The 14064-nt window shown below is 67.1% G+C and carries 12 protein-coding genes; 8 read left to right on the top strand and 4 right to left on the bottom strand.

The genetic code is table 11. The features are described from left to right. Positions 1 to 33 precede the first annotated feature (33 nt). Positions 34 to 1287: a flavin monoamine oxidase family protein gene (locus BM175_RS00405; protein ID WP_090959027.1), complete on the bottom strand. Its 1254-nt coding sequence runs from the start codon at positions 1285 to 1287 to the stop codon at positions 34 to 36. Positions 1288 to 1524: 237 nt separating this feature from the next. Here BM175_RS00405 and BM175_RS00400 point away from each other — a divergent pair, with 237 nt between their 5' ends. Beyond that, on the top strand, positions 1525 to 2355 hold the full coding sequence (locus tag BM175_RS00400) for an aldo/keto reductase (RefSeq protein WP_090958031.1): 831 nt from the start codon (positions 1525 to 1527) through the stop codon (positions 2353 to 2355). An 82-nt stretch (positions 2356 to 2437) separates the two neighbouring features. Here the strand turns inward: BM175_RS00400 and BM175_RS00395 are convergent, their stop codons facing one another. Next, positions 2438 to 3349: a LysR family transcriptional regulator ArgP gene (locus BM175_RS00395; protein WP_090958029.1), complete on the bottom strand. Its 912-nt coding sequence runs from the start codon at positions 3347 to 3349 to the stop codon at positions 2438 to 2440. Positions 3350 to 3424: 75 nt separating this feature from the next. On the opposite strand from BM175_RS00395, the gene BM175_RS00390 reads away from it, so the two are divergent. Then, positions 3425 to 4054 carry a LysE/ArgO family amino acid transporter gene (locus BM175_RS00390; RefSeq protein ID WP_090958027.1) on the top strand — a complete coding sequence of 210 codons (630 nt, stop codon included), beginning with the start codon at positions 3425 to 3427 and terminating at the stop codon, positions 4052 to 4054. Positions 4055 to 4099: 45 nt separating this feature from the next. Here BM175_RS00390 and BM175_RS00385 read toward each other — a convergent pair whose 3' ends face one another. Then, positions 4100 to 5155, bottom strand: a complete 1056-nt coding sequence (locus BM175_RS00385; RefSeq protein ID WP_090958025.1) for a LacI family DNA-binding transcriptional regulator — start codon at positions 5153 to 5155, stop codon at positions 4100 to 4102. A 332-nt stretch (positions 5156 to 5487) separates the two neighbouring features. Here BM175_RS00385 and BM175_RS00380 point away from each other — a divergent pair, with 332 nt between their 5' ends. The 5 genes from BM175_RS00380 (at position 5488) to BM175_RS00360 (ending at position 11547) form a co-directional block, all read left to right on the top strand. After that, positions 5488 to 6747: an ABC transporter substrate-binding protein gene (locus BM175_RS00380; protein ID WP_090958023.1), complete on the top strand. Its 1260-nt coding sequence runs from the start codon at positions 5488 to 5490 to the stop codon at positions 6745 to 6747. Positions 6748 to 6904: 157 nt separating this feature from the next. After that, the gene (locus BM175_RS00375; protein WP_090958021.1) at positions 6905 to 7900 is read left to right on the top strand and encodes a carbohydrate ABC transporter permease; all 996 of its coding nucleotides are present in this window, start codon (positions 6905 to 6907) and stop codon (positions 7898 to 7900) included. Continuing rightward, positions 7900 to 8742 carry a carbohydrate ABC transporter permease gene (locus BM175_RS00370; RefSeq protein WP_090958019.1) on the top strand — a complete coding sequence of 281 codons (843 nt, stop codon included), beginning with the start codon at positions 7900 to 7902 and terminating at the stop codon, positions 8740 to 8742. Before BM175_RS00375 ends, BM175_RS00370 begins: the two co-directional genes overlap by 1 nt. Continuing rightward, entirely contained in the window at positions 8742 to 10436 is a 1695-nt protein-coding gene (locus BM175_RS00365; RefSeq protein WP_090958018.1) for an alpha-glucosidase family protein, read from the top strand. Before BM175_RS00370 ends, BM175_RS00365 begins: the two co-directional genes overlap by 1 nt. 16 nt (positions 10437 to 10452) lie before the next feature. Beyond that, a complete protein-coding gene (locus BM175_RS00360; protein ID WP_090958016.1) occupies positions 10453 to 11547 on the top strand; it encodes an ABC transporter ATP-binding protein in 1095 nt (364 codons plus the stop codon). 85 nt (positions 11548 to 11632) lie between these two features. Here BM175_RS00360 and BM175_RS00355 read toward each other — a convergent pair whose 3' ends face one another. Beyond that, entirely contained in the window at positions 11633 to 12676 is a 1044-nt protein-coding gene (locus tag BM175_RS00355; RefSeq protein ID WP_090958014.1) for a LacI family DNA-binding transcriptional regulator, read from the bottom strand. A 123-nt stretch (positions 12677 to 12799) separates the two neighbouring features. On the opposite strand from BM175_RS00355, the gene BM175_RS00350 reads away from it, so the two are divergent. Further along, positions 12800 to 14047 (top strand): ABC transporter substrate-binding protein, encoded by a 1248-nt coding sequence (locus tag BM175_RS00350; protein ID WP_090958012.1) that lies wholly within the window; start codon positions 12800 to 12802, stop codon positions 14045 to 14047. The last annotated feature ends 17 nt before the right edge of the window (positions 14048 to 14064 follow it).

The following is a 14064-nucleotide window of genomic DNA, read 5'->3' as shown; positions in this document are numbered from 1 at the left end:
GGGCGCCTGTTGTCGAGACCCAACCGTTCGGGATCACGCTCCGGTCAGCCGTTGCAGGCCTTTTATCGCCGCGAACGCTTCGTCGGCTGCGCGAACGCCGCTGTCGTGCGCCCCGTGCGCGGTCGAGAAATCGGTGCGGCTCGTGGCTTCGCCGGCGAAGAACAGCCGGTCCTCGAACGGGCGGGCGAGGCGGGCCCGAGCGTCCGCATGGCCGGGCAGGGCGCAACTGTAGCCCCCACCGATGGTCGCGAGCCCGCTCCAATGCGTCGACGTCAAAGGGCGGAGCCACCGGGCGATGTCCGAGCCGAAAAGTCCCCTGAGCTCACCGACGGCAAAATCGAACCCGGCCTCCGGTCCGCCATCCAGAACCTCGGCGCTATCACCGCCGAGGAATGCCTCGATCACGGGCGCGCCGAGCGGGCGAATGTAGTAGCTTCCCGTCCTGCGGCTGTGCGGTGCGCCGACGACGTGCGTTTCGTCCTCGAACGGTGCGTCGCCCACGATCTCGAGGAACACCTTCTCGTTGCGGCCGAGGGGCAGGCGCGCGGCGGCGTCGCGCCAGGGATCGAGCGCGGCGGGCATCGCGATCGCATCGCCCGCAAGGACGTTGGTGGAGACGGTGGAGATCACGCAGCGCGCGCGCAGGGTGCCCGCGTCGGTCTCGACCATCGCGCGATCCGCGCCCAAATCGATCCGACGCACCGAAACGCCGAGGCGAAGGTCCGCGGCGGGCGGGAGGCTGGCGGCGACGAGCGTTCCGTAGCCGGCCTCGACACGCCAGTTCTCGTCCGACGAGGCTTCGTCATAGGCGACGTAGTCGGCCACCGAGATGCGTTCCGGGCCGACGCCGCTGATATAGCCGGTGCGCGCTGCGATGAAGTCGTTCCAGGGGTTGCCCGGCTCCAGGGCATCGCTCGCCCGATCGCTCGCCGGGGGCGCTTCGACAAGCCGCTCGGCCCAACGCTCCATCGCGGCGGAGGCGGCCGCCTGTTCGCTCGGGGGAAACCCGAGGCTGCGGTACTGCCGGCCCCAGGCGGGCGTGCGCCGGTCGACCGCGAAGCCTGTCTCCGCGGCGATCTTCGTCCAGGCATTGCGCTCGCCCGAATGCAGCCAGCCGCAGCCAAGGTCGAGCGCGAGAGTTCCATAGTGAAAGGTCTCGGCGCGTCCCCCGATGTGATTGGCAGCCTCCAAGACAAGGGGCGAGGCACCGAGGCTCCTGAGCTGGCGCGCGGCACCGATGCCGGCGGCTCCTGCCCCGATGATGAGAAAATCGACGTCCTGGGTCATGCGCATCCGTTGTTTCGGCGATCGGCTTCGGCCTTCGTCCGTCCGAGGACGAGCCGCAGGAGCCTGCGTGCAAACGGTGCGGCGCGACCGGTGTTCCGAAGGTGGCCCGGCTTGTTGTTTCGACTAAGCCGTCGTGGCGAACCAAGCACTTTCGGTTTCGGCTTTAGCGGCTCGTGCCTATCTACGGCAGCGACTGGGGCCGGCCTTCCGCCCCGACCCGTCACTTACGGAGCTCCCATGAACCAGCAAACGACCGTCTCGCTCAACGACGGCCATACGATCCCGCAGGTCGGTCTCGGCGTGTGGCGCACGCCCAACGACGGCGCGGCGGACGCCGTGTCCGCGGCGATCGGTGCCGGTTACCGCCATGTCGACACGGCGGCGGTCTACGAGAACGAGAGCGGCGTCGGCGAAGGCCTGCGCCAGTCGGGCGTCGCGCGGGACGACCTCTTCCTGACCACCAAGGTCTGGAACGCCGACCAGGGATTCGACGCGACGCTGAAGGCCTTCGACGCGAGCCTCAAGCGGCTCGGCCTCGAAACCGTCGACCTCTATCTCATCCACTGGCCGGCGCCGAACCGCGATCTCTACGTCGAGACCTGGCGTGCGCTGGTGCGGCTGAAGGAAGAGGGACGCGCCAAGTCGATCGGCGTTTCCAACTTCACCGTGGAACATCTCGACCGACTGATCGCGGAAACCGGCGTGAAGCCGGTCCTGAACCAGATCGAACTTCACCCGCGCTTCCAGCAGCGTGCCATGCGCGCCGCACACGCGGAGCGGGGTATCGCCACCGAATCCTGGAGCCCGCTCGGCCAAGGCCAGTTGCTGGAAGATCCGACGATCGGCCGGATCGCGCAGAAGCACGGCAAGACGCCGGCTCAGGTCATCATTCGCTGGCATATTGACAACGGGCTGGTGGTGATCCCGAAGTCCGTGACACCAAGCCGCATCGTCGCCAATTTCGACGTCTTCGACTTCCGCCTCGACGAGGAGGACATGGCGACCTTCGCCGGCCTCGATTCGCCCGACGGGCGCATGGGTCCCGATCCGATGACCGCGAACTTCTGAGGCTTGTCGGCGGGGGGGCATCGCAGCTGCGGGCCTCCCGCCGAATCCGTCGGCGCTTCCACGTTCAATGCGTCGGCGCGCCCTACGACGCGGTCGTGCCGGCCTGAACCAGAGCCGCCTTGGCAGCCGCCCGCACCGCGTCGGTGAGGCGCGGGAGCGATGCGACGGGCAGCCTCGCGACGGTCCAGTAGAGCATGACGTCGAGCGTCCCGTCCGGCGTCAGGGCGACCAGGTGACCGGTCGCCAGATGCGGCGCGGCCAATGCGGCTGGCTGCATGCCCCAGGCCAGTCCCGCCAGCGCGAAGTCGACGAAGGCGTGCGTCGAGGCGACCGTATGGACGGGAGCGTCGAACTCGACCCCGAGGGTTTCCCTCGCCCAGCGCGCCTGCAGTCCATCCCGCCGATCGAATCGCAGGCAGGGCGCTGCCGACAACGACGTCGGTGTCACCCCGTCTGCGAAAAATCGTGCCGCAAAGTCCGGGCTCGCGCAGGCGATGTAGCGAAGGGCGCCGAGCCGCGTCGTCCGGCAGCCTTGAACGCTACGCGCATCGGCAGTCACGGCCGCAAGCACGTCTCCCGAGCGCAGGCGGTCGGCCGTGTGGGCCTCATCGTCCAGCGTCAGATTGAGAAGCGCACCCGTCGCCCGGCCGAAGGCGGCAACGGCTGCGGGAAACCAGGTCGCCAGACTGTCGGAATTGACCGCGATCCGCAGTGGCGGTCGGTTGGTCTCGGAGGCCTCCGTGGTCGGGAGGCCTAGCGCGACCTCCATCTCCATCAATCGCACCCGCTCCAGATGCGCGCACAGGGTGCGACCGAGATCCGTCGGGCGGCAGGGCTGCCCGCGGACGACGAGGATCGCCCCGAGCCGTTCTTCGAGCCCTCGCACGCGCTGCGAGACGGCGGACGGCGTGATGGCCAGAGCCTGGGCTGCCCGTTCGAACGACCCTTCGCGGATCACGGCGGCAACGGCTGAAAGGGCGGGATAGTCCAGCATGGCGTGAAGCTATGCTTCATTGGCGTAAGGCGAACAAGTTTTACTTCACCGGGTTGATCCGGCATCCCTTGCGCCATGACAGTACAGCTCTCCGCCTTCTTCTCCGGTTTCGCCCTGTCCGCGGCGCTCATCATGGCGATCGGCGCACAGAACCTCTTCGTTCTGCGGCAGGGGTTGCGGGGCGAGCACGTCGGGCCGCTCGTCCTCTTCTTCGGATCGTCCGATGCGGTGCTGATCGCGGCTGGCGTCGGCGGGATGGGTGCATTCCTGTCGGCCGTCCCGCAACTGGAGATCGCGCTCGCTCTCGGCGGTGCAGCGTTCCTCACGTGGTACGGCGTTGCAGCCTTTCGCCGGGTGGCGGCGCCGTCCGCGATCACGACCGGCGCGGCCGGCACCATCTCGCTCGGACGCGCGCTGACCACCGGCGCCGCTTTCACCTTTCTCAATCCGCACGTCTATCTCGACACCGTGCTTCTGATGGGCACGGCGGGGTCGGCGCAACCGGAGGGGCTGCGCCCGGTCTTCGTGCTCGGTGCGGCCTCGGCGAGTTTCCTGTGGTTTGCGGGCCTTGGCTACGGCGCGCGCCTGCTTCAGCCGGTCTTCGCCCGGCCGGCGGCCTGGCGCGTTCTCGACGCCTTGGTCGGTATTGTGATGCTCTCCCTCGCGGCCTCGCTCGTCCTCGGGGCCGTCAGCGCGATGCGGTGAGCGATGCGCCGGATCGCGGCACGTTTTGCAAGGAGAAGAGACCGCTCAGGCGTCGGCTTTTCCCGATGCGGCGGCGGCTGTTCGAACGGGGGCCGTCGAAGCACCGGGGATCAGCGGCACGTCCCAGACTTCCGCGAGATCGGACGCCGGCGTGCCCTGCCGTCGCTCGATCGCCATTTCGGCGACCCGGCGCCCCGCGAGCCGAACGCTGGACCGGAGCACCGTAAGGCTCGGGGCCGCGATCTCCGGCGGCAACGCGGCGATCACGTCGTCATGGGCCATCAGCGAAACGTCGCCGGGGACCGACAGTCCGGCTTCCGCGATGGCGCGCGCGGCGCCTGTCGCGACCAGGACGGACGTGCACAGGAACGCGGTGGGCCGCTCTAACAGGTCAAGCATCCGCCCCGCTGCCGCATATCCCTCCGCAAAGCTCTGCGGCCCTTGCGCCATCAGGTCCTGATCGATGTGCAGCCCCGCCTCGCGAAGGGTCGCAAGGTAGCCCTGCCGCCGGTCGCGGGCGTAGGCGTAGTCCTCCTCGCCGTTGAGAAGCGCGATCCGACGATGGCCAAGGCTGGTGAGGTGGGTTGTGCCCTTGGCGAAGGCGCCGAGATTGTCGACGCTGAGCGAGGCGACGGATTGGCCGAGCAGCGGCCGGCCGTGACAGACGACGGGAAAGTCGATCTCCGCCAGATCCGCCGTCTCCGGCCGATCGAGGATCGGCGAGAGGAACACGAGGGCGTCCACCGCGCCCGATCCGACGATCCTCTCGCAGGCCGACCGCTCCTCGCCGGCCTTGATCGGAAACAGGTGGATCGCGAGGCCGTGTTCTGCCGCCGTTTCGCTGATCCCGGTGAGGAGGTCGGTCACGATCGGGTTGGCGAGAAGATGGTCGGCAGTGCTGAACAGGATGCCGATGGCGTCGGCCCGCCCGGTGGCAAGGCGTTGCGCCACGGGGTTGGGCCGATAGTTCAGCCGTTCGGCCGCTTCCTCGACGCGGCGACGTGTCTTGGCGCTGACCTCCGGGAAACCGTTGAGCGCCCGGCTGACGGTCGCGGGTGAAAGCTTCAGGTGTTCCGCCAGATCCTTGAGATTGCGCACCATGCTGCCGGACCTCTCCTGCGCGTCGCCCGACTGGCTGCGCGCGCTCGTCGCGCCGCAGCGTCGCGATTGGCGAATAAGCCATGTTGACACGTTTCTCAAACCGCTTCAACTCATTCCAAAGCGCTTTGAGAGGCAAGCTACAACTTTTTGACACAATCGTTCGACGGCGGTGGGAGACGCGGGCGAACAGGGCGCTAGGTGTCTTGGGGCCGAGCCATTGCCGTTTTAGCGTCGGCGTCGAAGACCATCGCATCGGCCCGGTGCAGAGAGCAGAGTTCGGCGGGAGGCCCGGTCTCAACGGGCGCCGAGGTATCCACGGGAGGAATCAACGCATGCCCAAAGTCCTTACCGCCGCACTTCTGGCCGCGACCATCCTGTCCGTCGGCTCCGCCCGGGCGGAGGAGATCTCCATCGCGCTCGGTTCGGTCGGCCGCGACGTCGACGAGATGCGCGGCCAGCTCGACGCCTTCCAGAAGGCGACCGGCCACACGGTGAAGATCGTGACCATGCCGGCATCGACGACCGACCAGTTCGGCCAGTACCGCCTCTGGCTTTCGGCCGGCAACAAGGACGTGGACGTCTACCGCACCGACGTCATCTGGGCGCCGCAACTCGCCGCCAATCTCGTCGATCTGACGGACGCGATGAAAGACGTCGTCGGCCAGCACCTGCCGGCGGTGATCCAATCGCAGACGGTCGAGGGCAAGCTCGTCGCCATGCCGCTCTTCGCCGATGCGCCGGCGCTCTACTATCGCAAGGACCTTCTGGAGAAGCACGGGCGCGAGGTGCCGAAGACCTGGGCCGAGCTGACCGAGACGGCCAAGGTGGTGCAGGACGCCGAGCGCCAAGGCGGCAACGCCCAGATGAACGGGTTCGTGTTTCAGGGCGCGGCCTATGAGGGCCTGACCTGCGACGCGCTGGAATGGATAGCCTCCAACGGGGGCGGCCAGATCGTCTCGCCCGAGGGCGAGATCACGATCAACAACGGGAAGGCGGCGGCTGCTCTCGATCTCGCCAAGGGCTGGGTCGGCACGATCGCCCCGCAGGGCGTTCTCGGCTATATGGAAGAGGAGTCGCGCGGCGTCTGGCAGACGGGCAATGCGGTCTTCATGCGCAATTGGCCCTATGCCTATCCGCTGAGCGCGGCCGACGATTCCCCCGTCAAGGGCAAGTTCGATGCGGTGCCGCTGCCGGCAGGCGAGGGCGGGCAGTCCGCCGCGTGCCTCGGCGGCTGGAACCTCGCGGTCTCGCAGTATTCCGAGCATCAGGACGTCGCGATCGAGCTCGTGAAGTTCCTGACGTCTGCGGAGTCGCAGAAGTCCCGCGCGCTCGGCACGGCCCGCCTGCCGACGATTCCCTCGCTCTACGAGGACCCGGAGATCGCCGAGAAGCAGCCGCTGGTGGCGAAGTGGAAGACGGTCTTCGAGAACGCGACGCCGCGCCCCTCCGCACCCACGAAGGCGAAGTACAACGAGGTGTCCCAGCAGTTCTGGACCGCGGTCAACAAGACGCTGGCCGGGCAGGGCGACGCTGCGACCAACCTCCAGGATCTCGAACGCCAGTTGCGGCGCCTGAAGCGCAACGCCTGGTAGGAGCCGCCGCCGCCGACCTCCGGCCGCAACGATCATCCCGCACCCTTCGATTCCCGACAGGGCGCGGATCGCAGCCTCATTCGCTTGTCCTCGGCATGGCGCGGCCTCTTGCGGTCCTGCGCCCGAGGCTTCCCGTTTCCAGCGAGGCGCTTGTCCCATGTCCAGCACAACCCCCGGCGCTCCTCCGACCAAGGCCGCCTTTCGCGCCGAGGCCGCTCCGGCGCGGCGCTCGGCGCTCTCGTCGCAGCGCCGGCGCGCGGCGTGGCTGTTTCTCCTGCCGATGCTGCTCGTGCTGGCGCTGGTCGCCGCCTGGCCGCTCCTGCAGACGATCCGCTTCTCGCTCACCGACGCGCGCCTCTCCGACCTTGAGGGTGCCAGCTTCATCGGCTTCGGCAACTACTACGAATGGGTCGACTACGGCGGCGGGGAGGGCGAGGCCTTCGGACTGCTCGCCGATCCGGTCTGGTGGCAGGCCGTCTGGAACACGGTGCGCTACACCGTCATCTCCGTTTCGATCGAAACGGTGCTGGGTCTGATCTTCGCGCTGGTGCTGAACGCCGAGTTCAAGGGCCGCGCCTTCGTGCGCGCCGCCGTCCTCATCCCTTGGGCGATCCCGACCATTGTCTCGGCCAAGATGTGGGCCTGGATGATGAACGACCAGTTCGGCATCCTCAACGACATCCTGGTCAAGCTCGGGCTCATCTCGGCGCCGATCGCCTGGACGGCCTCGCCGGACACGGCGATGATCGCCGTCATCATCGTCGACGTCTGGAAGACCACGCCCTTCATGGCGCTCCTCATCCTCGCCGGGCTCCAGATGGTGCCTGGCGACGTCTACGAGGCGGCGAAGATCGACGGGGTCAATCCGATCAAGGTCTTCTTCCGTGTCACCCTGCCGCTGATCCGCCCGGCGATCCTCGTCGCGGTCATCTTCCGCGCGCTCGACGCCCTGCGCGTCTTCGACCTCATCTACGTGCTGACGCCGAACAATCCGCAGACCAAGACCATGAGCGTCTACGCACAGGAGAACCTCTTCCAGTTCGACAACTTCGCCCAAGGGTCCGCCGCTTCGACGATGTTGTTCCTCGTGATCGCGATGATCACGCTTCTCTACATCAAGACGGCGCGGCTCAATCTCGAGGGAGGCAAGTGATGAGCGCGCGCACGATCCAGCGCACGGCCGGGCGGGTCGGCTTCTACGCCCTCGTCATCGCCATCGTCGTCTTCTCGGTCTTTCCGTTCTACTACGCGATCCTGACCAGCCTGAAGACGGGCACCGACCTCTTCCGCATCGACTACCTGCCGCGCGCGATCACGCTCGCCAACTACGAGGGCGTGCTCAGCAGCGGCACGTTCCTGCAGAACATCCTGAACTCGCTCTTCGTCGCGGTGTCGGTGGTGGCGATCTCGCTGTTCCTTGCCGTGACCGCCGCCTATGCGCTCTCGCGCGTGCCGTTCCGGGGGCGCGGGCTCCTGCTGCTGACGATCCTTGGTGTGTCGATGTTTCCGCAGATCGCGGTGCTGGCCGGTCTCTTCGAGATGATCCGCTGGATGGGGCTCTACAACACCCTCTTCTCGCTGATCTTCGCCTACATGATCTTCACGCTGCCGTTCACGGTCTGGGTGCTCACCACCTTCATGCGCGACCTTCCGGTGGAGATCGAGGAGGCGGCGATCGTCGACGGCGCCTCGCCCTTCACCATCGTTCGCCGCGTCTTCCTGCCGCTGATGTGGCCGGCGCTGGTCACGACGGGCCTCCTCGCCTTCATCGCTGCCTGGAACGAGTTCCTCTTCGCGCTGACCTTCGTCGCCAACAACGACACGCGAACGGTGCCGGTCGCCATCGCGCTCCTGTCGGGCGCGTCCGAGCAGGAAACGCCGTGGGGCACGATCATGGCCGCCTCCGTCGTCGTCACGGTGCCCCTGATCGTCCTCGTCCTCATCTTCCAACGCAAGATCATCTCCGGCCTCACGGCGGGCGGAGTGAAGGGCTGATGTCCATGCTCGACTTCCCGACGCCCGCGACCGCCGCGCTCGCCGCGACGGCGCCCGCTCCCGACCGCGACTGGTGGCGCGGCGCGGTGATCTACCAGGTCTATCCGCGCTCGTTCCAGGACTCCGACGGCGACGGGATCGGCGACCTTCCAGGCATCACGCAGCGTCTTTCCCATATCGCCGCGCTCGGCGCCGACGCGCTCTGGATCTCGCCCTTCTTCACATCGCCGATGGACGACTTCGGCTACGACGTGTCGGACTACCGCGACGTCGATCCGATCTTCGGGACGCTGGCCGATTTCGATGCGCTGGTGGCGGAGGCCCATCGCCTCGGCCTCAAGGTCATGATCGACCTCGTTCTCTCGCACTCCTCGGATCGCCATTCCTGGTTCGTCGAAAGCCGGCGCGACCGTACCAATCCGAAGGCCGACTGGTACGTCTGGGCCGACGCCAAGGAGGACGGCTCGCCGCCGAGCAACTGGATGTCGAACTTCGGCGGCTCGTCCTGGGAGTGGGATGCCGGGCGGCAGCAGTACTACCTGCACAACTTCCTGATCTCGCAGCCCGATCTCAACTTCCACAACCCGGCGGTCCAGGACGCGATGCTGGACGTCGTGCGCTTCTGGCTCGATCGGGGGGTGGACGGTTTCCGGCTGGACACGGTGAACTTCTACTTCCACGACGCCGGGCTTCGCGACAACCCGCCGCTCGCCGAGGCGGACTGGAACGAGCGCACCGCGCCGCGCGACCGCCCGTACAATCGTCAGGACCACGTCTACGACAAGAACCGGCCGGAGAATCTTGCCTTCCTCGAGCGCTTTCGCGCGCTTCTCAATGAGTACCCTGCGGCTGCTGCCGTCGGAGAGGTGGGCGAGCTGATCCGCGGCGTCGAGCTGATGCGCGAATACACGCAAGGCGGCGACCGGCTCCACATGAGCTACGCATTCGACTTCCTGAACACCCGGCTACCCTCGATCGACGACATCCGTCCGGTAATCGAGCGGTTTATCGAGGGGGGTACGGATGCCTGGGCCTGCTGGGCCTTCTCCAACCACGACGTGACGCGCCACGCGACGCGCTGGGCGGAGGGGGAGGAGGACCGCGACGCCGTCCTGCGTCTGGCCGCCGTGCTGCTTCTCAGCCTGCGCGGCTCGGTCTGTCTTTATCAGGGCGAGGAACTCGGGCTGACGGAAGCCGACATTCCCTTCGAAGACATCGTGGATCCTTGGGGAAAGCGCTTCTGGCCGACGATCAAGGGGCGCGACGGTTGTCGCACGCCGATGGTCTGGGAGGCGGAGGCGCCGAATGCCGGCTTTACTGACGGCGCGCGCGCCTGGCTTCCGATCCCGGCCGAGCATCTGGCTCTGGCGGTCGATCGGCAGGAGGGACGGCAAGGTTCGCTGCTCGAAACCTATCGCCGCTTCCTGTCCTTCCGCGCCGGGCATCCGTCGTTGGTGAAGGGCGATATCGCCTTCCTCGACCTCGGGGCGGGCTGCCTCGCATTCACGAGGACGGCCGGCTCGGAACGCCTGCTCTGCGTCGTCAACCTGTCGCGCCAAGCCGCGGATCTTGCGCTGCCCCATGATCTCGGCGCCGTGCGGCTCCTCTCCGAAACCGGCGCTCTCGGCGCCCGGCTGGAGGGATCGCGACTGAACCTCGCGCGGCATGGCGCCGCCTTCATCCAACTCGACTGACGGGGAGGCAGAACCGATGGCCCATCTCAAGCTCACCGGCGTTCGCAAGGCCTACGGGTCGGTCGAGGTGCTGCACGGCATCAACCTCGATATTCCGTCCGGCGAGTTCGTCGTCTTCGTCGGCCCGTCCGGCTGCGGCAAGTCGACGCTCCTGCGGACCATCGCGGGACTGGAGGACATCACCGGCGGCACGCTCGCGATCGACGGTCGCGTCGTCAACGAGGCGACGCCCAAGGAGCGAGGCATCGCCATGGTGTTCCAGTCCTACGCGCTCTACCCGCACATGACGGTCTACGACAACATGGCCTTCGGCCTGACGCTCGAGAAAGGGCAGTCCAAGGGCGAGATCGACCGGCGGGTGCGCGAGGCCGCGAAGATCCTGCAGATCGAGCCCTATCTCGACCGCCTGCCGAAGGCGTTGTCAGGCGGCCAGCGCCAGCGCGTGGCGATCGGCCGCGCCATCACGCGCGACCCCAAGGTCTTCCTGTTCGACGAGCCCCTGTCGAACCTCGACGCGGCGCTTCGCGTCCAGACCCGCATCGAGATCGCCCGCCTGCATGAGCGCATGCCAGACACGACCATGATCTACGTCACCCACGATCAGGTGGAGGCGATGACGCTGGCGGACCGGATCGTGGTCCTGAACAAGGGCCATGTCGAGCAGGTCGGCACGCCGCTGGAACTCTACAACGATCCCGACAATCTCTTCGTCGCCCGTTTCATCGGCTCGCCGGCCATGAACATCTTGCCGCTGCTGTCGTCCGGCGGAGGTCTCTCGCTGAAGGGCGGGACTGTTCGCGTACCCTTGGCACCGCCACCCGGTGAAGGGAGCGAACTGCATCTCGGAGTTCGGCCAGAAGATCTCTCCCTGGCGGCTGCGGGTGAGGCGGCGCTGGTGGAGGGAACGGTGACGCTGACCGAGGATCTCGGTGAGGTGACGCTGGTCTATGTCGACGTCGGCCGTGAGGACGAGCCGCTTGTCGCGAAATTACCGGGCAGCGTCGAGCTGGCGCGAGGTACCGCCGTGAGTCTGGCCGCCAGCCCGGAGAAGCTGCGGCTGTTCGGCAGCGACGGGCGGGCCGTCAGGCATTCGGCGCGGTCGAGCGACTGAGCGTCACGACCGGTTCGACGCCGGAGGACATGCCATCGATTGCGTCGAAGATCCGGCTTTCGACACCCGCCACAAACTCGACCGGTCAGGTCTCGCAGACCGGTCCGGTCGATCCGCGGAACTGCAACTCATTGGGCAGGATCTCGCGCGATAGCGACAAGGGCGGTCCCGACTCGATCGCCTTGAGGAGGATGCGGGCACCGGCCCGGCCGAGTTCCAGGCGCGGCTGGCGGATGGTCGAAAGTGTCGGGCGGCAGAAGTCGGCAAATTCGATGCCGTCGAAGCCCAGAACGGACACGTCGTGCGGGACGCCGACGCCCGCCTCCTGCACCGTCTGGAGGAAGCCGATGGCGTTCTCGTCCGACACGGCGATGACGGCCGTCGGTCTCTGCTTCATGGACAGGAAGTCCCTTGCGGCCGCAACGCCGGCTGCGAGGGAGAAATCGCACTGCTCCGCGCGGGACACCGTGGCGTCCGTCGAGGCCGACGCAAAGACCTCCGCCAGGGCCGCCCAGCGCACCTGCTCGTTGTAGTTGTCGGATGGCCCCGGCAGATACAGGAAATTGCGGTGGCCGAGCCTCAGAAGCTCGCGGGCGCCGCGTGCGATGCACTCGCCCTCATCGGTCAGGATCGTGTGCGTGCCTTCGATCGCGGCGCAGAGCGAAACCAGCGGGAGGCCCGCCTCGAACATCGTGCGGCCGTCGGCTGCGGCGACACGGCCCGACAGAAGCACCGCACCGTCGATCGTGCCCGAGAACATCATGTCGACGAGCTGACGGCTGCGTTCGCCGCCGTCCTCATCGACGTTACCGAGGACCATCGCGTAGCCAGCAGCGGAAAACTCCTCGTCCAGTCCGCGCAGGACTTCGGCGAAGAACGGGGCGCTCCAGCGACGCCGCGTCACCACCAACGCCGTTCGGCTGCGCTTGATGCGCAACTGCCGCGCTGCGGCATTCGGCGTGTAACCGAGCTTGGCGACGGCCGCCTGAACGCGGGCCCGCAGTTCCGGGCTCACTTGATCGGGGCTTGCGAGCGCGCGGCTGACCGTGGCGGTGGACACGCCAGCCTCGACCGCGACATCGCCAATCCGTGCGCCCCGTCCGGCCCCTGTGGCCTGCCTCCCATTCACGTGATGCTGCTCCGCAATGACGAATTACAGCATGGCATACTTGTAATCGATTACCATGTCGAATAGCCTCGGTTTTGTAATCGATTACATCAGTCGAACGAGACGTCTCTGGGAGGAGATACCATGTCGAAACTGATGCGCGGCGCTCTTTTGAGCGCCACGATGCTCTGCGCCCATTTGACGGGGGCGGCGGCGCAGGAACCGAACCGTGCAGAAGTCATGCACTGGTGGACCTCGGGTGGCGAGGCTGCGGGTGTCCGCGTCTTCGCCGATGCTTACGAGAAGGCCGGAGGCACCTGGGTCGACGCGGCCATCGCCGGAGGGCAGAACCTGCGGGCTGCCGCCATCAACCGGATCGTCGGCGGCAATCCGCCCACCTCGTCACAGTTCAACACCGGCCGCCAGTTCGACGACCTCGTTGGTCAGGGCCTTCTGGTCGATCTCGACACGGTGGCAGGCGAGGGCAAGTGGCGCGACGTGATCCCCGCGCCGATCGTCAACGCGGCCTCGCGCGAGGGCAAGTTCTATGCGGTGCCGGTCAACATCCACGGCCACAACTGGATGTTCTACAACACCGCAACGCTCCAGAAGGCCGGCATAACCGAGGCGCCCAAGACGTTCGACGCCTTCTTCGCCGATATGGACAAGCTGAAGGCCGCCGGCGTCACGCCGATCGCCTGGGGCGGCCAGCCCTGGCAGGAAGCGCTCGTCTTCGACGCCGTGCTGCTCGGGCAGGGCGGCAGGGACCTGTTCCTGAAGGTCTATCGCGACAAGGACGAGGAGGCGATCACCTCCGAGGCGTTCCAGAAGGTCGCCGAAACCTTTCATCGGATGCGCGACTATGTCGACGCCGGCGCGCCAGGCCGCAACTGGAACGACGCGACCAACATGGTCATCACGGGTCAGGCCGGCGTGCAGATCATGGGCGACTGGGCGAAGGGCGACTTCATCGCCGCCGGCATGACGCCGGGCGATGATGCCGGCTGTGCGCTCGTGCCGGGCGAGACGGGTTACGTCATGGGCGGCGACGTCTTCGTGTTTCCCAAGCTCGGCGGCGGTGCCGCCACCGAGGCGCAGAACCTTCTGGCCCGAACGATGCTAGATCCCGCCACGCAGATCGCCTTCAACGAGAAGAAGGGTTCGATCCCCGTGCGCACCGATGTCGACGTGTCGGGCATGGACGCCTGTGCGCGCCGCGGCGCCGAACTCGTGAGAGATCCGGCAAACCAGGTACCTTCGGTCAACTTCCACGTCTCCGCCGACACGGTGGGCGCGCTGCAGGACACGATCACCTCCTACTTCAACGATCCGGCGGCGACGCCCGAAAACTTCGCGGCGGATTTCGCCTCCGTGATCGGCTCGGCCGACTGAGCGGACCGCGGGCCGTC

Source organism: Aureimonas phyllosphaerae (assembly GCF_900113065.1).
GTDB lineage: Bacteria > Pseudomonadota > Alphaproteobacteria > Rhizobiales > Rhizobiaceae > Aureimonas > Aureimonas phyllosphaerae.
The sequence above is the reverse complement of the archived record's forward strand: the minus strand, read 5'-3'. Positions and strand labels throughout refer to the sequence as shown.

What these genes read in the sequence shown, in the direction of transcription:
- BM175_RS00350 (WP_090958012.1), top strand. Translation starts at nt 12,800, where the DNA reads ATGTCGAAACTGATGCGCGGCGCTCTTTTGAGCGCCACGATGCTCTGC.
- BM175_RS00370 (WP_090958019.1), top strand. Translation starts at nt 7,900, where the DNA reads ATGAGCGCGCGCACGATCCAGCGCACGGCCGGGCGGGTCGGCTTCTAC.
- BM175_RS00365 (WP_090958018.1), top strand. Translation starts at nt 8,742, where the DNA reads ATGTCCATGCTCGACTTCCCGACGCCCGCGACCGCCGCGCTCGCCGCG.
- BM175_RS00390 (WP_090958027.1), top strand. Translation starts at nt 3,425, where the DNA reads ATGACAGTACAGCTCTCCGCCTTCTTCTCCGGTTTCGCCCTGTCCGCG.
- BM175_RS00405 (WP_090959027.1), bottom strand. Translation starts at nt 1,287, where the DNA reads ATGACCCAGGACGTCGATTTTCTCATCATCGGGGCAGGAGCCGCCGGC.
- BM175_RS00360 (WP_090958016.1), top strand. Translation starts at nt 10,453, where the DNA reads ATGGCCCATCTCAAGCTCACCGGCGTTCGCAAGGCCTACGGGTCGGTC.
- BM175_RS00375 (WP_090958021.1), top strand. Translation starts at nt 6,905, where the DNA reads ATGTCCAGCACAACCCCCGGCGCTCCTCCGACCAAGGCCGCCTTTCGC.
- BM175_RS00400 (WP_090958031.1), top strand. Translation starts at nt 1,525, where the DNA reads ATGAACCAGCAAACGACCGTCTCGCTCAACGACGGCCATACGATCCCG.
- BM175_RS00380 (WP_090958023.1), top strand. Translation starts at nt 5,488, where the DNA reads ATGCCCAAAGTCCTTACCGCCGCACTTCTGGCCGCGACCATCCTGTCC.
- BM175_RS00395 (WP_090958029.1), bottom strand. Translation starts at nt 3,349, where the DNA reads ATGCTGGACTATCCCGCCCTTTCAGCCGTTGCCGCCGTGATCCGCGAA.
- BM175_RS00385 (WP_090958025.1), bottom strand. Translation starts at nt 5,155, where the DNA reads ATGGTGCGCAATCTCAAGGATCTGGCGGAACACCTGAAGCTTTCACCC.